Origin of the sequence: Acidipropionibacterium jensenii DSM 20535, from assembly GCF_000425285.1 — a bacterium.
Taxonomy (GTDB): domain Bacteria; phylum Actinomycetota; class Actinomycetes; order Propionibacteriales; family Propionibacteriaceae; genus Acidipropionibacterium; species Acidipropionibacterium jensenii.
In genome coordinates this window covers 77,521-101,850 of the sequence record NZ_AUDD01000011.1, presented here as the reverse complement: position 1 = coordinate 101,850, position 24,330 = coordinate 77,521, and the positions used below count along the sequence as shown (strand labels likewise).

The 24,330-nt window shown below is 67.1% G+C and carries 18 protein-coding genes and 1 pseudogene; 8 read left to right on the top strand and 11 right to left on the bottom strand.

Going from position 1 to position 24,330, the window contains the following annotated elements:
- Window positions 1-80: 80 nt before the first annotated feature.
- A pseudogene (locus H590_RS15795) lies at window positions 81-1,280 on the bottom strand (ISL3 family transposase); the annotation flags it as partial.
- Window positions 1,281-1,460: 180 nt separating this feature from the next.
- Here H590_RS15795 and H590_RS0108820 point away from each other — a divergent pair.
- Window positions 1,461-2,219, top strand: a complete 759-nt coding sequence (locus tag H590_RS0108820) for a sensor histidine kinase (protein WP_028703270.1) — start codon at window positions 1,461-1,463, stop codon at window positions 2,217-2,219.
- On the opposite strand, the gene H590_RS15790 is transcribed toward H590_RS0108820, so the two are convergent.
- Window positions 2,181-2,825, bottom strand: a complete 645-nt coding sequence (locus H590_RS15790) for a response regulator transcription factor (protein WP_051232576.1) — start codon at window positions 2,823-2,825, stop codon at window positions 2,181-2,183. The genes H590_RS0108820 and H590_RS15790 overlap by 39 nt on opposite strands.
- A 708-nt stretch (window positions 2,826-3,533) precedes the next feature.
- On the opposite strand from H590_RS15790, the gene H590_RS0108810 reads away from it, so the two are divergent.
- From H590_RS0108810 to H590_RS0108800, 3 genes are read left to right on the top strand one after another with little or no spacing between them, the layout of a single operon-like run.
- The gene (locus tag H590_RS0108810) at window positions 3,534-4,760 is read left to right on the top strand and encodes a glycosyltransferase 87 family protein (RefSeq protein WP_161626014.1); all 1,227 of its coding nucleotides are present in this window, start codon (window positions 3,534-3,536) and stop codon (window positions 4,758-4,760) included.
- Window positions 4,757-5,455: an ABC transporter ATP-binding protein gene (locus tag H590_RS0108805; RefSeq protein WP_028703269.1), complete on the top strand. Its 699-nt coding sequence runs from the start codon at window positions 4,757-4,759 to the stop codon at window positions 5,453-5,455. The genes H590_RS0108810 and H590_RS0108805 overlap by 4 nt, the downstream gene beginning before the upstream one ends.
- Entirely contained in the window at window positions 5,452-7,116 is a 1,665-nt protein-coding gene (locus H590_RS0108800) for a hypothetical protein (protein WP_028703268.1), read from the top strand. The genes H590_RS0108805 and H590_RS0108800 overlap by 4 nt, the downstream gene beginning before the upstream one ends.
- A 68-nt stretch (window positions 7,117-7,184) precedes the next feature.
- Here H590_RS0108800 and H590_RS17330 read toward each other — a convergent pair whose 3' ends face one another.
- The 9 genes from H590_RS17330 to H590_RS0108760 all read right to left on the bottom strand — a co-directional run bounded on the left by H590_RS17330 (window position 7,185) and on the right by H590_RS0108760 (window position 18,764).
- A complete protein-coding gene (locus H590_RS17330) occupies window positions 7,185-9,155 on the bottom strand; it encodes a hypothetical protein (protein WP_154655316.1) in 1,971 nt (656 codons plus the stop codon).
- Window positions 9,156-9,598: 443 nt separating this feature from the next.
- Window positions 9,599-10,288, bottom strand: coding sequence for an ABC transporter ATP-binding protein (locus H590_RS0108790; RefSeq protein ID WP_172599499.1), 690 nt, complete (start codon window positions 10,286-10,288; stop codon window positions 9,599-9,601).
- 41 nt (window positions 10,289-10,329) lie between these two features.
- On the bottom strand, window positions 10,330-10,695 hold the full coding sequence (locus H590_RS17935) for a peptidase inhibitor family I36 protein (protein ID WP_084149386.1): 366 nt from the start codon (window positions 10,693-10,695) through the stop codon (window positions 10,330-10,332).
- A gap of 355 nt (window positions 10,696-11,050) precedes the next feature.
- Entirely contained in the window at window positions 11,051-12,304 is a 1,254-nt protein-coding gene (locus H590_RS0108785; protein WP_028703265.1) for an anaerobic glycerol-3-phosphate dehydrogenase subunit C, read from the bottom strand.
- Window position 12,305: 1 nt separating this feature from the next.
- Window positions 12,306-13,661 carry a glycerol-3-phosphate dehydrogenase subunit GlpB gene (gene glpB, locus H590_RS0108780; protein WP_028703264.1) on the bottom strand — a complete coding sequence of 452 codons (1,356 nt, stop codon included), beginning with the start codon at window positions 13,659-13,661 and terminating at the stop codon, window positions 12,306-12,308.
- Complete coding sequence (glpA, locus tag H590_RS0108775) at window positions 13,658-15,283, bottom strand: anaerobic glycerol-3-phosphate dehydrogenase subunit GlpA (RefSeq protein ID WP_028703263.1); 1,626 nt, start codon at window positions 15,281-15,283, stop codon at window positions 13,658-13,660. The genes glpB and glpA overlap by 4 nt, the downstream gene beginning before the upstream one ends.
- A 272-nt stretch (window positions 15,284-15,555) precedes the next feature.
- On the bottom strand, window positions 15,556-16,518 hold the full coding sequence (locus H590_RS0108770; protein ID WP_028703262.1) for a 2-hydroxyacid dehydrogenase: 963 nt from the start codon (window positions 16,516-16,518) through the stop codon (window positions 15,556-15,558).
- A gap of 32 nt (window positions 16,519-16,550) precedes the next feature.
- A complete protein-coding gene (locus H590_RS15780) occupies window positions 16,551-17,951 on the bottom strand; it encodes an amino acid permease (protein WP_232021196.1) in 1,401 nt (466 codons plus the stop codon).
- 333 nt (window positions 17,952-18,284) lie between these two features.
- Window positions 18,285-18,764 (bottom strand): MarR family winged helix-turn-helix transcriptional regulator, encoded by a 480-nt coding sequence (locus tag H590_RS0108760; protein ID WP_036981718.1) that lies wholly within the window; start codon window positions 18,762-18,764, stop codon window positions 18,285-18,287.
- 134 nt (window positions 18,765-18,898) lie between these two features.
- Between H590_RS0108760 and H590_RS0108755 the strand changes: the two genes are divergently transcribed.
- From H590_RS0108755 to H590_RS0108745, 4 genes are all read left to right on the top strand, one after another.
- Window positions 18,899-19,444, top strand: a complete 546-nt coding sequence (locus tag H590_RS0108755) for a YceI family protein (protein WP_028703260.1) — start codon at window positions 18,899-18,901, stop codon at window positions 19,442-19,444.
- Window positions 19,445-20,008: 564 nt separating this feature from the next.
- Window positions 20,009-20,269, top strand: a complete 261-nt coding sequence (locus H590_RS18360) for a hypothetical protein (protein ID WP_126412705.1) — start codon at window positions 20,009-20,011, stop codon at window positions 20,267-20,269.
- A 28-nt stretch (window positions 20,270-20,297) separates the two neighbouring features.
- Complete coding sequence (locus tag H590_RS0108750; protein WP_028703259.1) at window positions 20,298-21,467, top strand: metallophosphoesterase family protein; 1,170 nt, start codon at window positions 20,298-20,300, stop codon at window positions 21,465-21,467.
- Window positions 21,464-24,319 carry an AAA family ATPase gene (locus H590_RS0108745; RefSeq protein WP_028703258.1) on the top strand — a complete coding sequence of 952 codons (2,856 nt, stop codon included), beginning with the start codon at window positions 21,464-21,466 and terminating at the stop codon, window positions 24,317-24,319. The genes H590_RS0108750 and H590_RS0108745 overlap by 4 nt, the downstream gene beginning before the upstream one ends.
- Window positions 24,320-24,330 lie beyond the last annotated feature (11 nt).

The window sequence follows — 24,330 nt, the reverse complement described above, 5'->3', positions numbered from 1 at the left end:
CTTCGAGGGTCACATCCGCGTCAGCACGACCAACACCATCCTGACCAGCCGATCCCAGACCAGCCACCCCCAGACTCACAGATCGCCTCGGTGGGACCGTTCGAGGTGCCGGGCCGGTCGAAGTAGGCCAGCACATCGTCGGCTCGCTTCTTCAGTGTTCGGCCCAGTGTGATCACCTCGGTCAACGCGGCGGGGACGCCGTGGCTGATCGAGGCGATCAGGCTGGTCATCATGGCCCGGCCTCTGGCCGGGTCGGGTTCACGGTAGGCCGCGATCATCCGTTGGTAGATGCCCCAGGTGGCTTCGACCTCGACATGATCATCGCCCGTGAACAGGGCAGTGAGCCGGTCCTTCTGCCGGTCGGTGAGGAGGCCGGCGCCGGTGTGCAGGGTCCGGCGCGCCGAGTAGAGCGGGTCACTGGTGCGGCCTCGATGTCCGTGGATGGCCTGTTGGACGCGTCGCCGGCATCGGTCGAGGGCGTCGCCGGCGAGGCGGACCACGTGGAAGGGATCCATGACGGCGGTCGCGTCGGGCAGTTCTTCGGTGGTGGCGCTCTTGAACCCGGTGAACCCGTCCATCGCGACGACCTCAACTCTGTCGCGCCATGCCTGGTCGCGTTCGGCCAGCCACTGCTTGAACGCCTGCTTGGAGCGCCCTTCGACCATGTCGAGGAGCCTCGCAGGCCCTGTCCGGTCGCGGATGCCGGTCAGGTCGATGATCACGGTGACGTACTTGTCGCCGCGGCGTGTGTGGCGCCACACGTGCTCATCCACGCCGATGGCCTTCACACCGTCGAACCTGGTCGGGTCGTCGATCAGGACCCGCTTGCCTTCAGCCAGGACCGCCGTGTTGGCGGTGTTCCACGACACCCCCAGCCCCTCGGCGACCCGGGCGACGGTGAGATGCTGAACTACCAAGCCCTCCAACGCCCACCGCAGCCCGCGGCGCGACAGTCGGGTCTTGGCCTCCGCGGCCCGGCTCGTGTCCTGGCGCCACACATACCCGCAGCCGCTGCAGCGGTAACGGCGCACGACGACCTCCAGCGTCGTCGGCCGCCAGCCGAACGGCTCATGCGCCAACGCCCGCGTCACGGTGTCACGCGCGAGGCCCTCGCAGCCGCAACGTCGGCACCACTGATCCGGCTCCACGACCCGGCAGGCGAGGACCGCGCGGCCAGGCTCCAGCAGTTGGCCGGTGACCTCCAAGCCGAGCTCATCGAGCCGACAGAACGAGGACAGGTCAGGGCAGGCGAACCCCGCCACAGGGGTAGCATCAGACACGTCGAGGTCTTCCAGATGGGCAGTGTGAGAACTTCCATCATCGGGAGACCTCGACCCCTACCCGGCCCGACGCGCCGAACAGCCCCCTACACCCTCATCTGTGATGAGCCCGTCATCCTCTCGTGCGCCTGGCATGAGGAGTTCTGGACGGCGGTGGCGACCTCAGCCTGGGGATATGGGGTGTCATTGTGGCTGTCCTTCCGCAACACCACGACGATGCGCGAGGACCTCCAGGCCATCGTCGTGTGGCTCGGCGTCTACGCTCTCCCGTGGGTTGTCGGGCTGGCCCTGCGCAACACCCAGTTCGTCGAGCGTCGCCGGATCGCGGCTCGCGCCGAGGCTCAGCGCCGGGAAATCGCCGCCGAGCTGCACGACAACGTCACGCACGAGCTGGCACTCATCACCATGACCGCGGAAGCCACCCGGATAGATCCCACTATCGACAAGGACGACGCACTGGTCGACATCGCAGCCATGAGCCGCCGCAGTTCCGCCTATGTACGACACATGGTGAGCCTCATGCGAGCCGGAATCGCATCGCCACCATTGTCATTCTCCACCGAGATCAGAAACGGCCTCGCCCGCCTTGCCGACGCCGGCTTCAGCGTCGAGCCCGAAATCGGCGACGGCGTCGACTCGATATCACCGGCGATGTCGAGCGCCCTGGGGCACATCGCCCACGAAGCATTCAACAACATCCTCCGGCACGGCTCCCCTGATGGCCTGTGCAGGGTGACGGCGCGAGCCGACAGCAGCGGTCTCAGGGCAACGTTCACCAACGCCACGACCACCGCCTACCACGGAGACGATCTGGGCATCACCGGCATGAGGGACCTGGCGGAAGGCCTCGGCGGCACCCTTGACACGCGACTGTCGGACGGCCGCTGGACGGTCAGGGTCTCAATTCCTGACGCCATGGTCGAAGGCAGCGCCTCCTGAGTACGCCGCGAGCGCGGCCCTTCCCTTCACGCCGAAACGGCGGCACAGTGCCGAGATCGTCTGCTTCGCCCACGATGTCGACATGTTCAGTTCCTCGGCGATACGCGCATTCGTCGCACCTGTCTGGACGAGCCTGAACACCTCGCGCTCCCGCGGGTCGGCCAACCAGTCCATCAGGCCCTCCCCGCCAGCCGCGGACTCCCGGATGAACTCGGGAGCCAGCAGGGATACGCCCGACGCCACGAGGCGGACGGCCGAGACCATGTTCTCGGGCCTCACGTCCTTGGTCAGCGCACCGAGCACCGTCTGCCGCAGGGCACCGCGCACCGGCACCTCATCGGGATACGACGTGACGTAGAGGATCTTGCAGTTGCTTCCCGACGCCGCCAGCCCCGACGCTACGGCGGGCCCCGTCATGCCGGGCATCCGGACGTCGAGCAGAAGGACCTCGATATCATCCCTGGGGACGCCGGCGATGGCGTCGCGACCGGACCCGTACATCCCGCACACCAGCAGATCCGGGGCGGCGGAGAGGAAGACCCCCGTCTGCCGACGGACCTGCTCACTGTCGTCGCAGATCCCGACCCTGATGCCCCCAGCGCTCATAGCCGGATCATAGCCCCCGGGGCACGGACCCGGTCGGCCGGAGTACGAAATGTCGACAATTGCCCGATCGGGCAATTTTCTGCCCGATCGGGCAGAGTTCGTCTGAACCGCTTGCTGGGCACACATCCCAAGTCATAACGTCACTTCAGCGACAGGGAGGAGAAGAGATCTCATATATCGAAGGGGAGCAAGACCCAAATATGGCGAACCAAATCCGCACCGAAACGACTCAATGGAGAGTACATTCATGATTTCAAAGAATAGGGCCGTCTCAGCCCTTATGGCAACCGTTGTGACGGTTGGAGTACTTGCACCGCTCGCTGCGACGTCCGCGTCGGCGGATCCCGTTGCGATTTCCAAAGCAGGTTGCACGGCCAATCGATCCAAAACGAAGGATGGCCGCACCCTCACGCTCTACCAGTGCACTGAGGGACTTCGCGGGCAGGCGACGCACGCATCTCCCGGTGATCTCGTGTACATGAAAAACGGCGGCAGTACCGCTGGTGGTGTGCGTGTTGCATCAGGCTCAACGACAAGCCCCATGACCGGGTCTGTCTCAGGGCGTGGGTGGACGGTCTGCATTGCGGTTCACAACCGCCCGGGAAGTGACTGGTGCGCCTGACACGCAACGGACTACGTGAGCCAATGACACAGTTCGCGTCGTCCAATGACAGTGCTGACCCCGGTCGAGTCGTGTCGGCCGGGGTCATGCTCTTCCTCCTGATCCACCTCGTCTGCCAGCGGCTGGTACCGATCGATTTCAACGTGTACTGGCAGGGGGGCTCCGACGTCCTGAGGCGGACCGGGGCCCTCTATGCTCCCCGCCCCGCGCTGCCCTTCACCTACCCGCCCTTCGCCGGTCTGGTCTTCGCACCGGGGGCGCTCCTGCGTCCCACGTCATCCGCGGTCTTGATGGAGCTCCTGTCATGCGTGGCCACGGCCTACCTGGCGTCACGGGTTATCGACCTGGCACCCCGCAGATTCGCACATATTCGGAACTCTCATCCGTGGTGCTTTCTCGTTCTCGGGACGGCTCTGATGTGCGGTCTCAACCCGGTGTGGGAGACCCTCGCGAAAGGCCAGATCAACCTCATTCTCGCGGCCGTCTGCCTGTTCGCCCTCACCACTGACCGACGATTCACCGGAGGAGTTCTGGTCGGTCTGTGCGGCGGTATCAAGCTGACCCCCTTGGCTCTGGGGCTCGTCGCCCTGCGGCAGCGGGACTGGAGATTCATCCTGGGCATGGGATGCGGATTCGCCGGTTCGATCGCCGCCGGGCTCCTGCTCCTGCCCGTGGAATCACGGCTCTACTGGGGACGCCTCGCCTGGGACCCGGCGAGAACCGGAGAGGTGAGCTTCGCCGCCAACACCTCTCTCAACGCCGTCATCCGGCGTCTGGCCCAGATGATCTCCCCCGCATCCGACGGGTCCGGAACGGCAACCACGATCGCCTGGGGGGCCGCCGTGACGATCACCGTGATCGCCGGATTCCTCGCCCTACCCAGGGACCGCGCACGCCCCACCGCATCCCTGGGCGTCGGAGCCGCCGTGATGCTGCTCATCTCACCAGTGTCATGGAACCACCACTGGGTATGGATCCCGTTCATCGCCATGTGGGCGTCCACCGTCATCAGAAGCAGAGCCATCCGGTGGCTGCTCGGGATACTCACCCTCCCGATCGTCACCGTGGGACCGTTGCTGATCTGCAGAGCCTTCGGCGCCGACGCCCACGACCCGCAGAGTCTGGTCGTCTGGTGGGTCAGTAGCACTATTCCCCTGGCCGTCTTCGCGATCCTTCTTTCTGACGCCGTTCGCGCCGTGAGGGAGCGGGCACTCCCACCGTCTCCATCGGTTCCCGACTCGTACCCGCCCCGATCAGACTTACTGGTGCATGCTGGATCGACAGGCGGAAATGTCACGGAGGGGTCCGCATGACACTCACGGTCGACGAGCTGACGGTCCGATACCGGAAGCGGACCGCCGTCGACGCGGTGTCCTGGCGGCTTGATGAGGGCTTCCACGCGCTGCTGGGCCCCAACGGCGCGGGGAAGTCCTCACTGCTGCGCGCCATCGCCACCCTGCAGCCAGCGTCGGGAACCGTCGAGCTCGACGGGCACACCGGGGAGGGGATCCGCGAACAGCTGGGCTACTGCCCCCAGGAGAACCTCGGCAGATCACGATTCACGGTGCGCGAGCACCTGGCCTACATGTGCTGGTTGCACCGCATCCCCGACCCCAAGACCCCGGCCGAGGTGGACCGCATCGTCGAACTGGTGTCCCTCACCGACCGTGCCGATGATCGCATCTCAGCGCTGTCCGGCGGGATGCGACGGCGGGTCGGCATCGGCTCGGCCCTGGTGGGCAACCCGTCCCTGGTGATCCTCGATGAGCCCTCGGCCGGTCTGGACGTCGCCCAGCGTGAATCGCTGTCGGCAGTGCTGCAACGCGTCGCAGCCGACGCGATCACGGTCGTGTCGACCCACATCGTCGAGGACGTGCTCGACCACGCCGACACCCTGACCGTGATGGATCAGAGCCGATTTGTCTTCAGCGGGGCCTTCGACGAGTTCGCCGGATCCCGCGACCTGGAAGCCGTGAGATCGCGCTACCTGGGGACGGTGGCACCGTGAGTGGTCGCGGTCTGGCACTGTGGGCCCGTCACCACCGGGTGGGACCATCGGTCGCGGTGGCCGTGATCGCCTCGGCGGTCGTGCGCGGACTGGTGCTCCTCATCACCTCCGACGGAAGCGGGATCGAGGTGGCCCCACTGTGGATCGCCACCGTCTGTGCCGTCCCGTTGCTGTTCATGTTTACCACCGAGACCGACGCCGACCGCACCGCCCCACGATCCCTGGCAGCCCGCCGGTGGGCCCTGCTGGGGATCGCTGTCCTCACGAGCGGGGTCATCGCCCTGGCAGCCTTCCCCACCGCCATCGGTGGATGGGGATTCATCGCCACCTGGCGCGACGCCGTCGCCCTGCTCGGGCTGGGCCTGCTGAGCCTGGCCGTCCTACCGCCGGCCGCCATCTGGGTGGCCCCGCTGGTCGCAGCACTGGCATCGATGATGTTCAGCTGGCCGCTGCACCCGGGACTGTCCCTGGGACTGTGGGGAGCGCTGCGCGCCCCGGCCGACCTGCTGCTGGACCCGGGCGTGCCCAATCTGAGTATTCCGCTGTGCCTGCTGATCGGGGCGGCCGGAGTCGTCGTCCTCGTCAACGGCCTGACATGGTCCCCACGCCCAACCGCCCCCGTTGGGCGACCACACAACCGCAGCGTGACGCCCCACCGCTCCAGTGCCCGGGCCGGCATCAGGAGAGCCTCCCTGGCCGTGCCGATGGCCTGCCTGGTCGCCGTCGTCTCGGCCTGGCCGTGGGTGACGTCGCTGTCGTGGTGGGGCGGCAGCCCCAGGCTGCTGCTGGCCGGCGAGATCCCCGCCTCGTTCCTCGCCATACCCTGCGCGGTACTGGCCGGCGTGGTGACCGGCCAGTACCGGTGGCGCAGCGGAGTCGCGGTCTGGCAGAAGCTGTCGGGCCGCCCGGCCTGGACACTGCTGGGACGGGCCTGCGGTGCCGCAGCCCTCACCGCCGTCATCGCGGTGGGCACCCCCGCACTGGTGATGGCACTGATGGCCACCTGGGACCTGGCCTCCCACGACGTCGGGGCGAGCGTCGTCGTCACCGAGTTCCTCGCCGGATGGCCACCCACCCTCGTCGTACTGGCCGAGGTGGCCGCCGCTGCGGTGCTCGGCGTCTGCGCGGGCTGGTGGAACGGTCGGATCTGGCTGGCCCCGGCATGCCTGATCCTGGCCCTCGCGGCGATGATCGCCACGCCGCGGCCACCCGCTCAGGACGTCGACCAGCTGTGGGCCGACCGGTACGGGTACACCACCTGCGCCACTGTGACCGGCCACAACGTCACGGTCTGCGCGCCCGCCCCCGACAAGGGGTACCTGCCCGCCGCCGTCACCACCGTCTCGCAGATCTACGACCAGTCCGCCCACCCCGAGGCACTGCCCCGGCTGATACACCTGACCACCACAGGCACCATGGGCGGCGGCATACACCCCAAGGGCCTGGAACACCCGCCGGACCTCGGGGCCGCTCCGGGACGCGGTCTCACCCCGCCCACAGCTCTGGGGTCGGCGGCAGGCGACTCGCTCACCTACTCCACCCAGGCCTGGTGCGCCGGCACCGACCTGGCGGACCTGCAGAAACTCTTCGGGGTCGACCAGTACGTCCAGACACCGACCATGGGCAAGACCCTGGCAGCGCTGCAGAAGTGCCGCGGCTGAGCCTCCCCCGTCATCACCACTCGATGGCGCGGATCGGGCATCGGCCACCCTGTCGATCAACGGCTCCCTCACACCAGCGCGTCCACCGTCCTCTCCTTGGCCGTCACCCCAACCATCGCGCCAGCTCCTGAGATCGCAACCGCACCGACGAGCACACCAGCAGCCAGCGCCATGACACCGGTCGGCACGCTCAACTCCAAACCCTTGTTCACCGCCGCCACCAACGCTGTGGGAAGAATCCCGACAGCGATCGTCAGCGGAACAACAGTGAAGGTGAGCACCCCGAGCTGACTGGCGAGCACCCACCGACCGGTGGCAGGAGGAAGCCCGATGGCGAGGAACTGCGCAGAATGCTGGCGCAGGTCGGCCCCCAGGGCGCGGGTGGAGACGAAGGTCGCGAGCAGGGCGATGACCGACAGTGCCCCGACTGCGAGCCACCACTCCCACGGGATCGGCGGCGGCTCGGGGTCGACGTGATAGTTCACGACGCGTGGATCACCCCCGGCCGAGAACACCGCGCTCTTGGTGAGGGTGATCTGGCGATCCGTGACACCGGTGTAGACGTAGGCATCCTTCCCAAGATCCAACTTCATCGCTGCCGCGGTGGAGGCCAGCATTGCTGCGGCATACTTCTGGGCCCATGCCGGCCGGAACTCCATGTGAGCCGTCGGAAGTGTTGTTGGCCGTCCCTTGTCGGGCACAAGGGTGAGATTCGAGGTCGCGCCGCTGATATCCAGGACGCCTCCCGCCTTGAGCGTCTTCACGACGGCCGCATCCAAGGGGGCGTCATTCAGGCGTGCCAGGTCGTCAGTGCTGGAGACCACCATGACGCCGAAGCAGTTGCTCGCGGATCCCTCCACCGCGCCGGCAGCGCTCCCCACCGCCACAGGGTCGCGCACACCTGACGTGCGCTCAACAGCTCGCACAATGGCAGGAGAAGGAGCTTCACCCATCGGATCCTGAAGGACGAGCTGGCCTCTCGGCACCAGCGCCTGGGCGGCGTTCGACACCTGGATCGAGGTCACCAGCACCGTCAGCGAACACGGCAGGGCCAAGCATCCGCACAGCAGGACGGCAACGGTCGTCACCCTCCCGGCCTGCGTGTGGGCGAGGCGGTGCGCGATTCTCCCATTCACGCTGGGTGGAAGGGGCATCCGCACAGCCAGATGCACCGCATCGGGGAGGATCAGCAGCGCAGCGACTGTCATGACAATGCCCAGGACAAGCGCATCCTCGATCGAGCGCACCACCGCCAGCTGGTACAGGCACCAGGCCACCGCACCGGCAGCCACCCCACGCCTCGCAACCCTCGTCCACCTCCTGATACGGCCCGATGTGCGATATCCACGCCGGGGAATGGAGACGAAAACCGCGGATACCAGCGCCGACGTGAGCGAGACCACGCTCAGGCGCACCAACAACCCTCCCAACGGCGGGAACGGGGACATGGGTTGAGTCAGCAACCGCGGTATCACCCACAGGCGAGCCAGCCACCCCAGCAGCACGCCTGCCAGAGAACCAACCACTGCTGCCGATATCACAAGCGAGGCAATCGCCAGAAGAACCCCGGTGATGACGGGCCGCCCAGGCACGCCGAGTCTCGTGATCGCATCCGCCTCATCCCGGAGCCTGGGCATGAGCATGCCCACCATGACGATTCCTGCCAGAGCCATCAACCCCAAGGACGGGAAGGTGAACAGACCTGGAGTTCTCTGGGTGAGCGAGCGCTGCGACGACGTCAGATAGAACGACCTGCTGTTCGAGCCATTCATCAGAGAGTCCACGGGAATACCCGAGATCCTCGAGAGGACAGCTGCACCCTCGGAAATCGGCAACGAGTCCCAGGACACGACAAGACTGGACGAGCTCTGAGGAAATGATCCTCTTATCGACGCGGGCAGAGACTGCCACAGGTTCGAACCGCCATACACCTCCAAGATATCGGTCGCATATGGATCCACGAACACTCCGACAACAGCAATCTGCTTCACCCCGGAGAATACTGATATCTGGCCCGGATTTCCCAGCTTCTCATCCAAGGAGCGTGACAGTGCCACTTCTGAACTACTCTTGGGCATGCGACCAGATCGCAACACTATGCGCCTGTCCGATCCTCCATTCGAAACCTCACTGAACTCGACAACTGTTTGCAATCCCGTAGCAAGCCCCGTTGTTCGAGCCCCATCAACAGTCAGATCTGACGATTGTACCTGTGTCGCCACATTATGAGCACCCGCCGTTTCAAGGTCATGTCTAACCCGAGACTCGACGGTTGACGCCACCCCCGGGGCCGTGCTCGGAATCCCGATCTGATAATCATGGTTCGACATCACTTTGTCTGCGATCTGAGCTCCACTCAGGGCAAACGAGTTAAGGACGATGTAGAGCATCACAAGACACGCCATCGAGGCGGCAATGAGTATGGAGCTGACCCTGCGCCTCCTGTTCCCGATCCATAGGATCGCCAATCGAATGGGGACCCTCATTCCAGGATCCTGCCATCATTCACATTCACGATCCTGTCGGCATACTCGGTGCACAGCGGGTCATGGGTAGCGATGAGAACGCACACCCCATGATCATGAGCAAGTCCTCCCAACCGTTCGAACAGCGCACGGGACGCCTTGCTGTCCAACGCCCCGGTAGGCTCATCGGCGAGCAGAACGGACTGTTCGCCGGCCAAGGCCCGTGCGATCCCGACTCGCTGGCGCTGTCCACCGGACATGTCCGCCGGAGGACGGTCACCGAGGTCACCGATTCCCAGCTCCTGGAGAGCGTCATCCGCGCGTTGATCCGCCTCGCGGAAGGTCATCCCCCTGGCCAGGAGCGGAATTGCGATGTTCTCCCGCGCAGTGAACTCCGCGATGAGATTGTCGTCCTGGAATACGACGGCGACATTCTCCAGGCGAATCCGGGCACGTTCCTTCTCCGAGAGTCCATTGAGGGCGACACCTCGCACCATCACTGATCCAGAGTCAGGAACATCCAATCCTGCGATGATATTGAGCAGGGTGGTTTTTCCGGACCCGCTCGCCCCGAGCATCGCGCACATCTCGCCGGCCATGAGTGAGACACTGGCGCAATCAACAGCGCACACCCGCCCGGCCTGGCTGACGTATGTCCGGGTCACTGATTCCACCCGTACCACTTCTGGACGCGAACTTTCGACCATCCCGGTGGACCGTCTCTGTGGGGACGGTCCACCGGGGGCGGTCAGCATGAACCGTTCGTGGCCCATGAGGTGAGCGTGTTGTCGTCAATGGTGTTGATGTCGTTATCCTGCTTATGGGCTAGCATATTCACACATCGCCCCTTAGCGCTCGCATCATGATACCAGCGAGCGTTCGTGCTCGTCTTATTCTCATATGATGACATTCTGTCATTTGCCCCTCCAGACACATTCATAACACCGAGCCCCGCTTTTCGGTATCCAAGGAGCCCGACATAGTTGTTATCTGAATAGATGCACACTCTGCTTGCCGGACACAGCGAGCTACCCGCATGCGCACTTGGTATCGCGAGCCCCCCAAGGAGCAGGGCTGCTGCTCCGACTCCAATAAACGCCTTCTTGATTCTCATAACAAGCCTCCCTGATCGATTGGTGGAGCTCGCATCCGCGAACATGGTTGTCACATTAGACCCGTCGAATCCTCTCGTACAGAGAAGGACCAGAAGTCTGCCCGATCGGGCAATTGTCGACAGACCGATCAGCACCCTGACATCCACCGCCCCAGACCACGGATGCAGGGAAATGGCACGGATGCAGTGGAGCTCCACTGCATCCGTGCCATTTCCCTGCATCCGTGCCGAAAGGCTGGCCGGGCCACCAAAGACCGCAGACCAGACCGTGCTGGACGGACAGGCCCGACCGGCCGGGCCCAGGCCGGCCAGAGCCGACCTCAGCCCAGCCAGCCGAACCAGCCGACCAGCGGACTCACTTCAGCAGATTGTCCGACAGTCCCAGGGCATGGTGCAGCAGCCACACCGGGTGCACGATCTTGACCCCCGAGGACTTGGCGATCTGCCAGCGGCAGGTCTCGGTGTCGCAGACACCGACGCCCTCGTTGTAGTTCTGCATGTGCTCGAAGACGCCCTTGCCGATCTTCTGGGCGGTGTCGTAGCGCTCGGCCTTCAGGCCGTAGGTGCCGGCGATTCCGCAGCACGGCTCGTTGGACTCGATCACCTTGACCCCGGGGATCAGCTCCATCAGCTGAACGGCCGGGAAGCCCATTCCCTGGCTCTTCACCTGGCAGGGCTGGTGGTACGGCACCGTGAGATCGATCTCCTTGAACTCCGAGGCGTCCAGGCGACCGGCCCGATACTCCTCCATGAGGAACTCGCAGAAGTCGCGCGAGCGCACCGACACATTGGCCAGCCGCGGGTCGTCGACCCCGATGACCTCGTGGGCCTCGTGCTTGACCATCCCGATGCACGAACCCGAGGAGGACACCACCGGGAGCTCGTTGCCGAACTTCAGGAGGTTGTCGCACAGGTTGAGGATGTCCTTGGTGGCTCCCTTGAACAGCCCGTTGGACTGCTTGGCCAGCCCGCAGCAGGACTGCTTCGGGACGAAGACCTCGTAGCCCAGGTGCTCCAGCACCTCGATGGACTTCTTGGAGGTCTCGGTCTCGAAGTACCCGCCGGCGCAGCCCTGGAAGAAGACCACCGGCCCCTTGGTGGGGGTGATGTCAGGCTTCTTGCGGTGCTTGAGCCACTTGGCGAGGGTCTCGGTGTGGGCGGTCGGCATCGGGGCGTCGCGATGGATCTTGATGACCTTCTCGACCACGATCCGCAGCGGACGCAGCCCCAGGGCCCAGTTCGCCACCGGAGCCATCGGGGACAGCAGCATCCCCTCCATGTTGGTCTCGGGGATGATCCGGTCCCGCAGCGGGAAGCCGTTCTGCTCCTTCATCTTGGTCGCCGCCTGCTCATTGAGCTCGGCGATCTTGACCCCCTGCGGGCAGTTCAGCGTGCAGATGCCGCAGAAGTCGCACCACTCCAGGGAGTGGTCCACCGACGCACCGTCGCGGTACCGCTCGGCCTGCGGGCCGTTGTACTTCGGGCCGGTGAACAGCGGGTTGGCCTTGGCGACCGGGCACACCGTCTCGCAGATGGTGCACTTGACGCAGTTGTCGAGGGAGGCGCGGGCCACCTCATGGCCGGCGAATGTCTCCTCAATGACTCCCATTTCAGTTCCTTTCCGCAGTCGGGGCCGCCGCGCTCGCGGCAACGACCGGCAGTGAGGCGAGGATGGCGTCGGTGGCCTTGACGGCCGAACCCAGCGCGATGCCCTCGCCGCTCTTCTCCTGCCAACGGGTGGCTCCGGCGATCACGCCACCAGCGGCGTAGACGTTGTCGTAGACCGGCTTGCCGTCGGCCACGACCTTCATCGAGTCGTCCACGGCGACGCCGACCTTGAACAGCGGCTGGGCCACTCCCCAGTACTTGTCGGTGACCAGATGGTCCTCGTCGACCCCCTCGGGGAGGGTCAGCGGCAGCCCCAGGACGGTGTCCAGGACGTGTCCGTGGGAGTCCAGCTTCAGCGCGCCGGACTCGAAGCCGCCGGCGGCCAGCACGAAGGCGTCGGCCGCGATCTCACGACGGTGACCCGCGGTGGAGGCGGTCACCGAGGCCAGCCGGCCGTCCGGACCGGCGGTGAAACCAGTCACCTTGGTGCCCAGGATGAACTCCACCCGGGCATCCTTGACGGCCTTGACCAGAGCCTCGTTGAGCCTCATGCCCGGCACGCACGGCGGCAGGGCGGGGATCTCGAAGACCGGGGCGCCGATGATCTGGGAGATCTCGGCGAAGGCGGCCTTGTGGTCCTCCTCGCCGAGGATGGCGGGAAGGCCGACGGTCTCCCCCTCGTTGACGAATCCCTTGATCCCCTCGGCGAAGGTGCGTCGGGTCTTCGGGTCGTCCAGGGCCCGGGCGAAGGTGAGCCCGGTCGCGTCGTACTCGTTCTGGCGGGGCTCGAAATCGGTCATCACCGCGCGGGCCGACACCTTGCCGCCGTCCGGCAGCGTGGTGCGCTCCAGGTTCTGGGCGATGAGCATCGGGTGGAAGTCCTTGAGCTGGGCCACCCCGATGATGACGAGCTTGAGCCCGTCGTGCAGTTCCCCGGCGGTCATCGTCGGCGTCACCAGAGCGGTGGGCCGCACGGCGCCGACGGCGGTGGGCAGGTTGACGTTGCGCTCGGGATCGCCGACCAGCAGGTCCTCACCGGCGGCCTCGCGCAGGAAGTCGACGCCGGCGCGGACGGCGTCGACCCCGATCCGTGCGTAGGGGTGCTCGGGGTTGGCGGCGGTGAAGGCCTCGATGGCGTCCAACGGACGCTCGACCCGCTCGGGGGCGTAGCCCAGGATGTCGATCGACCCCTGGCCGAGCTGGATGCCGCCCAGCCCCTTGGTGATCTGGGTGACGCGGGCGCCGGCCCGGCGCAGCCGCAGGGCTGCGGTGAGCCCGGCGATGCCGGCACCGATGACGACGACGTGCGGCTGGGCGCCGGCCCAGCTGGCGGTGGTGGTAATGGCTGTGGCGGTCACAGTTCAACCTCGCTCTCGGGGACGGGAAGATGCTCGACGTCGAAGGTGCCCTGGAAGATCCAGTCGTCGAGAGCGGTCTGTCGGACCTGCTCGCCGTAGAGGATGGGCCACAGGCCGATCCACCGGTTCTTGAGGAACAGGCGCAGCAGGCCGGTGGCCCGCTCGACGTCGACAGCGCCCTCCTCAAGGGCGACGCCGGTGGCGCGCATCGAGCAGAAGCCGCCCTGGCAGGGGCCCATGCCCAGGCGCAGCTGGCGGCGCAGGTCGTCGAAGGTGGAGTCGGGCTGCTCGGCGAGCAGGTCGGTGAGCATCTTGCGGCTCATCAGCTCGCACTCGCAGATGATCTGGTCGTCGATCGCGGCGCGCGAGGGCGTCTTGTTCGGCGTGGTCTTCAGATGCTTGGCCCGGGCCACCTCGTTGTCGTGGAGGCGGTGCGTGATGACGTAGGTGTGGCCCTCGGTGGATCCCGGCACGGCCTCCTTGTCGGTGGTGCAGGGGCGGTCGTCGCCGAGCTGCTCGCACATCACGTCGACGACGTTCTTGGCCATCAGGCGGTAGGTGGTGAGCTTGCCGCCGATGATCGAGACGATGCCGTTGACGCCGTCGCGGGTGCCGTGGTCGAGGATGCTCATGCCGCGGGACATGTGCCGGGTGTCGGTGGCGGCGACCCGCTTGTCCTTGAACAGCGGGCGGGCGCCGGCCCAGGCGTGCACGGCTCGGGAGTCGCGGAATCCGGGGATGAGGGCCTCGCCGGAGTCCAGCATCTGCTGGACCTCGTTGCGGGGGACCGCCAGGCGCTGCGGATCGTCGGCCTTGACGTCGGTGGTGCCGATGATGGAGACCGTGTGCACGGGCACCAGGATGTCGCCGTCGGCGGGGTAGATGCAGCGGTTGACGACGGTGTTCACCAGGCGGTGGTTCATCGCGATCATGATGCCGCGACCGGGCACCACCTCGACGTCGTGACAGCCGACCAGGTCGGCGATCCGGCCGGCCCAGGGGCCTGCGGTGTTGATGACGAAGCGGGTCGAGATCCTGACCTGCTCATCCTTCTTGAGGTCGTGGGCGACGACCGCGGTCACCTGGTCGCCCTCGCGGATGATCTCGGTGACCTCGGTGTAGGTGAGCACCTGGGCTCCGTGGTCCTCGGCGGAGTGAGCGGCGCCCCAGACCATCTGCCAGCCGTCGACCGTTCCGTCCTGGACGGCGAAGGCGCGCTTGAGTCCGGGGTTGAGGCGGGGCTCGCGGCGCAGTGCCTCGGCGACGCTGATCTCGGTCCACGGGACCTTGGCCTTGGTGGCCCCCTCGGTCCACTGGTCGGAGAACTCCATCGGGTCGTCGGGGGTGACGACGAACAGGCCGCCGGTCTTCTCGACGGCGTCCGCGTGGATCCGGGTGACGATCTCGTTCTCCTCGGCGCACTCGGTGGCCGACTCGGGATCCGATACGACATAGCGTCCGCCGGAGTGGAGCAGGCCGTGATAGCGGCCGGTGGTGCCCTGGCCGAGGTCGGCCTTGTCCAGCAGGACGGCGGAGTACCCGCGCATCGCGACGTCCCGCACGACGCCCGCACCGGTGGCACCGCCACCGATGACGACGACGTCAGCGTCCATGGTCCTCATGTTTGAAGCTCCTTCCGAAGCGCCGGGACGAACTCTCCGAGCTACCTGCCCTGCGCCGTTGCCAAAGTCCACTACAGAGAGTAGTGAATCCTCCGGCGAATCTTCGATCTTTCCTGCCGATGTGCAGGGATCAGTACCCACATAGCACGGACGTGCATTGAGTGCCACATCCGTGCATGTTTACGGCCGTCCTGGTCGTGGGAGCCTTTATTTACGGCACTTCCTCGTGCTGTAAATACGGCCGTTCCGGGTTTACTCCCGGGATGGAGAACTCAGTTGACCGGGGTCTCGGCGGGCCGGCCGGCCAGCACCTCGAGGATGTTGCGCGCCGCCAGGGCGCTCATCACCCCGCGGGTCTGCCGGGTGGCCGAGCCGATGTGCGGCAGAGCCACCACATTGTCCATCTCGAGAAGGGCCGGGGTGATCGTGGGCTCGTGCTCGTAGACGTCCAGCCCGGCGCCGGCGATCTGGCCGGTCTGCAGGGCGTGGGCCAGGGCCGCCTCGTCGACACAGCCGCCGCGGGCGGTGTTGATGAGGAAGGCGCTGTCCTTCATCGTCGCCAGCGCATCGGCGTCGATGAGGTGGGCCGTCCGGGGGGTGAGCGGGCAGTGCAGGGAGACCACGTCGGAGACCGCCAGCAGCTCCTGGAGATCGACCCGGCGGGTCGCCGCGGTGTGCGGGTTGACGGCGTCGATGGCCGAGACGTCGTGGTCGTGGCGGGCGTCGTAGACGACGTCCATCCCGAAGGCGGCCCCGCGCCGGGCCATCGCCTCGCCGATCTGGCCGAGACCGACGATGCCGAGGGTGGCGCCCTGGAGACCGGCCCCCAGCATGAAGGTGTGGTCGTATCGCCAGGGTGTTCCCGCCCTCACCAGGCGCTCGGCCTCGCCGAGCCGTCGGGTGACCATGAGCATCAGCCCGAAGGCGAGATCGGCGGTGGCCTCGTGGAGGACCCCCGGAGTGGTCGTCACGACGATCCCGCGGGCGGTGGCGGCGTCCAGATCGATGTTGTTGAACCCGGCGGCGCACTGCCCGATGACCTTCAGTCGGTTGGCGCGGGCGAGCATCTCGGCGTCCAGCGGGTCCGACAGGGAGGTCAGCAGGGCGTCGGCGTCACCGATGAGGGACTCCAACTCCGCACGGTCCATGAAGTGGTCCCCGCCCACCACATCGTGGTCGCTGAGCCGATCGAGAGCTTCGGGCATCTGAGGAGCAGTGACAATGATCCTGGCCATAGGGCCACACTATCGCCGCTCCCGGGGCCGGTTCAGGCGTGGTCGACGGTCTGCTGATCGGCCGGATCGGTGGAGTCGTCGGGGCTCGACGGCGTCTCGGAGGGACGGAACGGGTCCTCGCCGAGCCGACGGGTCCGGGCGATGCCGATCAGGAAGAGCACCAGGGTCAGCCCGAAGGTGGCCAGGATCTGGGCGCGGACACCGGGGTCGGTCATCCCCAGGCCGATGATCCCGATCAGCACCGCCAGGGTGAGCCAGGACAGGTAGGGGTAGCCCCACATCTTGAAGGGGAGCTTCTCACCGGTCCGCTCGGCGCGGCGTCTCAGGATGATCTGCGAGGAGATGGTGAACAGGTAGGTGACGATGATCGTGGAGCCCACGATGTTGAGCAGCAGGTCGAGCACCTTGGCGCCCCAGATGTAGGTGAGGACGACGCACACGTAGCCGAAGGCGACACTTGACAGCACGGCGGCGACCGGGACGTTGCGGCGTCCCTTGCGCATCATGAACTGCGGAGCCATCCCGCGCTGGGCCAGCGAGCCGAGCATCCGCGAGTCGCCGTACAGGTTGGCGTTGAGGGAGCTGAGGATGGCCAGCACGATGATGAGGGTCAGCACGGCGTCGGCGCCGGGGATCCGGGCCAGCGACAGCACCGCGACGAAGGGGGAGCTGGCGAGCTTGGGATCGTCCCAGGGCAGGGCGAAGACCATGATGGCCACCGACCCCATGTAGAAGATCAGGATCCGCCAGATGATGGTGTTGATGGCCTTGCCGATGTGCTTGCGGGGGTTCTCGGTCTCGGCGGCGGCGACCGCGACGATCTCGATGCCGCCGAAGGCGAAGATGACGATGAGCAGGCCGGTGGCCACTCCGGGCCAGCCGTTGGGCATGAACCCGCCGTGGTGCAGGAAGTTCGACAGGCCGGGGGCCGGGGTGGGCAGCACCCCGCACAGCAGCAGGACGCCGACCACCAGAAAGCCGACCACCGCGGCGACCTTGATGAGGGCGAACCAGAACTCGAACTCGCCGAACTTGTCGACCCCCAGCAGGTTGATGACGGTGAGCACCACCATGAAGACGAGGGTGAGCAGCCAGTCGGGGGCGATCGGCCAGGCAGCCAGGAAGATCTGTGCGGCGGCGGTGCCCTCGGCGGCCACCACGACGGCCAGCTCGACCCACCAGACCCAGCCCATCGCGAATCCGGCGGCCGGTCCCATGGCGCGGGAGGTGTAGACGGAGAAGGCTCCGGAGTCGGGGTGGGCGGCGACCATCTCGCCGAGCATCCGCATGATGGCGATGACCACCAGGCCGGCGACCACGTAGGCGACCAGCACCGACGGTCCGGCGGCGGCGATGCCCTTGCCGGAACCCAGGAAGAGGCCGGTGCCGATGGCGCTGCCGAGGCTCATCATCACCAGATGACGGCCCTTCATCCTGGGTGCGGGGGCGGTCCCCCGTTGACCCCCGGATGCCTGCGAGTGGCTGGAACTGCTCGACACGTGAGCTCCTTTGGCACGACGAATTTCCAACCACTGAGCCTATTCCGCCGGACGCTGTGGTCCTCGGTCGACTCAGAGCGTGGGACGCCGGGGACGTGGGAGTCCGCACTTCCTGGTCGCCGCGACGGGACGCCGCGCGCGGCAGCAGCCCTACGGCGTGTCGCGGTGTGCCCCCGACCATGGGCACCGGACACGGGGACTGGTCTCAGCCGTTCCCTCGCTTCTCGCGTCGCACATCCGAGGGCGTCGGGCCGAGGCGCCGAGCTGTCAGGACTCCAGGGCCTCCCGCTCCTTGACCAGACTGTCCCGGATGTGGTTGAGAATCTGCTCCAACTCGTCGAGATGATCCATGTCCAGGCCTCCGAAGACCACCCGGCGGACCAGACCAGCATGGCCGGGAGCGGCCGCGACGACGGCGTCCCACCCCTTGTCGGAGAGCCGGACGAGCTGCCCGCGGCCGTCGGTGCAGCAGGACTCGCGGCGGACCTGGCCGCGCTTCTCCATCCGGGTGAGCTGGTGGGACAGCCGCGAGCGCTCCCAGTGCATGGCGTCGGCCAGTGCCACCACGCGCATGGCGTGGCCCTCGGTCTCCGAGAGGCAGACCAGCACCTCGAAGTCCTGGAGGGACAGATCGGTGTCGCGGGCGAGTTGGCGGTTCAGCAGGACCGGGAGTCCATTGGTGACGTCGAGCCAGAGTCTCCACACGCGCTGCTGATGGTCGTCGAGCCACGGGGTGTCCTCAGTCATGTCGCTCATCCTCCCCCGGGGAGGGGCAGCGGAATAATTCCCGGTCTCACTGGTTGACATGTCACACAGTGTGCGTCACTATTGGTGACGCGTCAACCACTCCATCTCATGTGTTCCACTCAGGGAGACTTGCAATGACCAACCTCAGCGACCTCAACGGCACCTACGTCCTCGACCCCGCCCACACCCGCCTCGGCTTCGTGACCCGTCACGCCATGGTGACCAAGGTGCGCGGCTCCTTCACCGACTTCGAGGGCACCGCCTCCGGCAACGGCTCCGACCCCTCGTCGGCGAAGGTCGCGGTCAGCATTGCGACCGACTCCTTCACCACCGGTGTCGCCGACCGCGACGCCCACATCAAGTCCGGCGACTTCCTGGAGACCGACAAGTTCCCCAAGATCACCTTCGCCTCCACCTCGGCGGCCGTGAAGGGCGACGACCTGGAGCTCACCGGTGACCTCACGATCAAGGGCATCACCAAGCCGGTCACCATCCCCTTCGAGTTCGACGGCGAGGCCAAGGACCCCTTCGGTAACATCCGTGTCGGCTTCGAGGGCAAGGTCAAGATCTCCCGCAAGGACTTCGGGATCACCTGGAACGCCGCCCTGGAGACCGGTGGTGTGCTGGTCAGCGACGACGTCACCCTGGAGCTCGAGGTCAGCGCGATCAAGCAGGCCTGAGGTCGTCTTTTTCGGCTGGGGGCCCCGCCCGGCTCCGGCTGGGGCCGGCCGGGATCCGGCTGGGGCCCGGCTTCAGCTGGGTGGGGCCCGGCTTCAGCTGGGTGGCGACCGCCCCTCCCGGCTTCAGTTGGGTCACTGGCCGAGGTTCCGCGGGAATCTCCACCAGACTCCATCGAGCCGCTGACCGCGTTCGGCCGGGTGAGGACCAGGTCTGGCCGTGCACCGGTCACGCCGGCCCGTTCGGCGCCCCCATCCACGGATGCAGGCAAAAGGCACGGATGCAGTGGAGCTCCACTGCATCCGTGCCTTTTGCCTGCATCCGTCCTTCCTCCTGCACCTGTCCCAACAGTTTCCCTGCATTCGTGCCGCTTCTCCGCTCCACCCACGGCAGTTTCCCTGCACCCGTCCCAGCCATTTCCCTGCATCCGTGCCGAAGAGCCCTCTCCAGCACGGTTCTGGGCAACATGACATGGAAGAAGTGAACGTTTCACTCGCCAAAGTGCAGATCTCGACGCTGCCGTCGCTCCGCACCTCGTTCAGCGAGTGAAATGTTCACCTCATCGGATGCTCAGGGAGTCACCAGGCCTGCTGCTGCTCGCGCTCATGTGCGATTCCCCCAGTTCCACCTCCCACACCCACGAATGCAGGAAAGTCGCCACCTCGGGAGGGACACAGCAGGAGGGACACAACAGGGAAGCGCACAACAAGAGGGACACCTGGACACAGCGGCACCACGACACAGCGGCACCACGACACGGCGACGGCGACGGCGACGGCGACGGCGACGGCGACGGCGAACACTGTCAGACCCTCTCTCTAGAGTGAGCTCTGACCCCATTCAGGAGGCCCGATGATGGTGAAGTTCCTGCACACGTCCGACTGGCAGCTCGGCATGACCCGCCACTACCTGGCGCGCCGTCACGGCGGAGACGACGACCCACAGGCCCGGTTCACCTCTGACCGGATCGACGCGGTGCGCCGGATCGGCGACCTGGCCCGGGCCCAGGGCTGCGCCTTCGTGGTGGTCGCCGGCGACGTCTTCGAGACCCAGAACGTCTCCCGGCAGGTGATCACCCGGACCTGCCGGGCGATGGCCTCGATCGCCCTGCCGGTCTACCTGCTGCCGGGCAACCACGACTCCCTGGAACCCGGCTGCATCTGGGACCGGCCCGACTTCACCCAGGCCTGCCCCGACAACGTCACGGTGCTGCGCGACTCCAAACCCATCGACGCCGCCGACGGGGTCCAGGTGATCGGCGTCCCATTGCTGTCGCGTCATCCCTCCAGCGATCCGGTGGGACCGGTGGTCGCCGGGCTGACCGACGACGGCACCACCCGGGTGCTGGTCGCCCACGGACAGTTGCCCGGGCTGTCAGGCCAGGACGTCGAGGGAGTGCTCATCGACCGGCCAGCCCTGGACGCGGCCATCGCCCGCGGCGCGATCAGCTACGTCGCCCTCGGCGACCGTCACATCCGCTGGCCCGAGAGCCCGGATGCGCCGATCCGCTACTCCGGCACCCAGGAGACGACGCGATTCAGCGATCCCGGCAAGGGCAGCGTCGACGTCATCGAGATCGCCGACGGCCGGGTGAGCGCCACCCCGTTTCCGGTGGGCATCTGGCTGCACGCCAGGGTGAGTCGCCCGATGTCCACCGATGAGGACATCGACGCGCTGGCGTCCGAGCTCGCCGGGTTCGACGACCCGACCCACACCATCATCCGCTACGACCTCCACGGCGGCCTGACCGTCACCCAGAACGCCCGGCTGGAGGCGCTGCTGCAGGATCAGTCGGACAGTTTCGCCAGCCTCGAACCCAGCGAGGACCGCAACGACCTCACCGTCCTGCCCGATGACGACGACCTCGCCGGGATGGACCTGCCGGGCTGGGCAGGCGGCGCCGCCCAGGAGCTCGCCGACCTGGCGGGTCCCGGACGCCATGACGGCGACGTCGCGCCCGCCACCGCGGTCGACGCCCTCGGACTGCTGAGACGTCTGGCCGCCCGATCGGAGGCCGGACGATGAGACTCCACCGGATCCACGTCGAGAACTTCCGATCCATCCACGAGCGCACCCTCACCCTGCCCGACTGCGGCCTGGTGATCGCCGAGGGTCTCAACGAGGTCGGCAAGACCTCCATGATCGAGGCCCTGGACCTCCTGCTGGACCCCAAACTCAAGGCCACCTCCAAGGCCGGCCGAGTGATTCAGACCCAGCCCTACGGCACCGACCTGCCCGTCGTGGTGGAGGCCGAGATGACCGTCGGCGGGGTGCGACTGATCCACTCCAAGCAGTTCCTCCACCAGCCCCAGGCCCGCCTGGAGTTCGTCTCGGGGCGGCGCGCCGGCGAGGTGCTGACCGGCGAGGAGGCCACCGATGCGATGGCCGAGATCTGGCGGGGCACCGACGACACGCTGTGGCAGGCGCTCCGGCTGATGCAGGCCGGCAGCCTGGAGGCTCTGTCCCTGCGATCCTCCACCGCGCTCACCGCCGCCCTCGACCGGGCGGTCCACGACCAGGGCGGGGAGGGGGACGACGTCGCCGCTCCCGACGGTGCGTCCGAGAACGGCGCCGATCGTGACGGGGCGGGTCTGCTCGCCGCCGTCACGCACGAGTACGAGCAGTACTGGACGCCGACCGGCAAGCCGGGCAAGGTCCTCAAGGAGGCCGCCGCCGAGGCCGAGAAGCTGACGGCCGAGCTGCAGCAGGCCGCCGCGCGTCTGGCTGAGGTGGACACCGTGGTCTCGGATCTGGAGGAGTCCCAGGAGAATCTCGAGGACCAGCAGAAGTCCCTGGCCGCGCTGAAGGTCTCGGCCGCCCGGGACGCCGCCGCACTGGCGGATCTGGAGGATCTGGAGCACGCGGTCACCGAGGCCACCCGGGCCGAGCAGGACGCCCGGCACCTCCGCGACGCCGCCGTCGACGAGTTGAAGGATCGCCGGGCCGCAGTCGCCGAACTGGCTGGCGCCCGGGACGCGGAGGAGGATGCCCGTGCGGCCGCGCGCACGGCTCACGAGGCAGTCGAAGCGGTCGAGTCGCAGTTCGCAGAGGCCGACCAGGCGTGGCGGGAGGCCGATTCTGCGCGCAGGAAGGCCAAGGACGCCTGGGACGCCGCCCGGCGTCGCGCCTCCGAACTGCGCGACCAGGCCCGCCTCGAACGGCTCAACCAGACGATCACCACCATCACCGCGCTCCAGACCGAGATCGCCGAGGCCGAGAACCGGGTCGACGCCAATCCGGCCACCGCCGCAGGTATCAAGGCGGCGCGGGCGGCCGAGCAGAAGCTCACCGCCGCCCGGATCCGGCTGGAGACCGCCAGCCCGAGGATGACGCTGACCCGACTGGCCGAGGACGCCCCGGAACTGCGGGTCGACGGCGAGCCGATCAGCGATGAAGGCGAGCCGATCGGCGATGAAGGCGAGCCGATCGGCGGTGAAGGCGATGATGAGAGCCGGGTCGTCGACCGGCGGACCGTCGTCGAGATCGCCGAGGCGTGGCGGATCACGGTCGTCCCCGCCGCAGACGTCGACGACCTGGCCCACCAGGTGGAGGCGGCCGAACGAGATCTGGCCGCGCTGCTGGACCCGATGGGGGTCGCCACGGTCGAGGAGGCCCGCGACCTGCTGAGTCGACGTCGCCGCGAGGAGGATGCACTGACGGCGCTGCACCAACGGGTGGCGCGGGAACTCGAGGACGCCGGGGCCGAGGCCGAGAGGTCCGGTGGCACCGGTTCTGGAGCCGGATCGGTGAGTCTGGCCGATCTCATCGCGGTCCGCGACCGGATCACGGCCTCCTCGGCCCTGGTCCATGAGAGAGCCACGACCGGGTCAAGCACAGCCGACACCGAGACCGACACGGCGCCCGGCATGACCGACGGATCCGAAGCACTCCAAGGCGCTGACCGAAGCACCGAGACCCCGGAACAGGCCGACCAGTGGGCCGACCTCCTGGAGTCGGCCCACGAGGATGCCGACCTGGCGGAGACCACCGCGCGTTCGGCCCGCGACACCGTCCAGGAGCGCCGCTCGACGGCCAGGGAGGCGGCCTCGGCGGCGTCCTCCACGCTGACCTCCAGTCATGATCAGGTGCAGCGGCTCCAGGACCGGCTGGAGACAGCTCGCGAGCAGACCAGCGACCAGGCCCTGGAGGATGCGGCACGCGCTGCCGAGGAGCAGCACAAGGACGCCGCGAATAGGGTCACTGAGGCCTCCCAGGATCTGGAGTCCCACTCCCCCGACCAGGTGCGGGAGGCGGCTCAGGCCTCCGCACGGCGTCTCGCTCGTGCAGGTGAGCGGTTGGCGGCGAGCCGTGGACGCCATGCCGAGCTCACCGGCCAGCTGAGGGGACTGGACAGGGAGGGGCGTCAGGACCGGTTCGACGAGCTGTCGGGGCTGGCGCACCGCAGCGGGATCGAGTCGGCGGCCCTCACCCGGCGGGCCGATGCCGCGCAGCTGCTGCACGACACCCTCATCCGCCATCGCGACGAGGAGCACCGGCGATACCTCGAGCCGTTCACCCGGGAGGTCGAGAGGCTCGGTCGCGGTGTCTTCGGGCGTGACATGGCCGTGCGGGTCGACGACTCCCTCACGGTCACGAAGCGCCTGCTCAACGGGGCCTGGCTGGACTGGGACCAGTTGTCGACCGGGGCGAAGGAGCAGCTCGGCCTGGTGGTGCGTCTGGCGACCGCTCAGCTGGTGGATCCGAAGGACGGCGTCCCGGTGATTCTGGACGACGCTCTGGTCTACTCCGACCGAGTGCGAACCTCCCGGGTCCTCAAGGAGGTGGCCACCGGTTCACGCAACCACCAGGTGATCGTCCTCACCAGCGCCCCGGAACGCTACGACGGACTGGACGCCACCAGAATCCCCTTCCAGTGACCCAGACACCC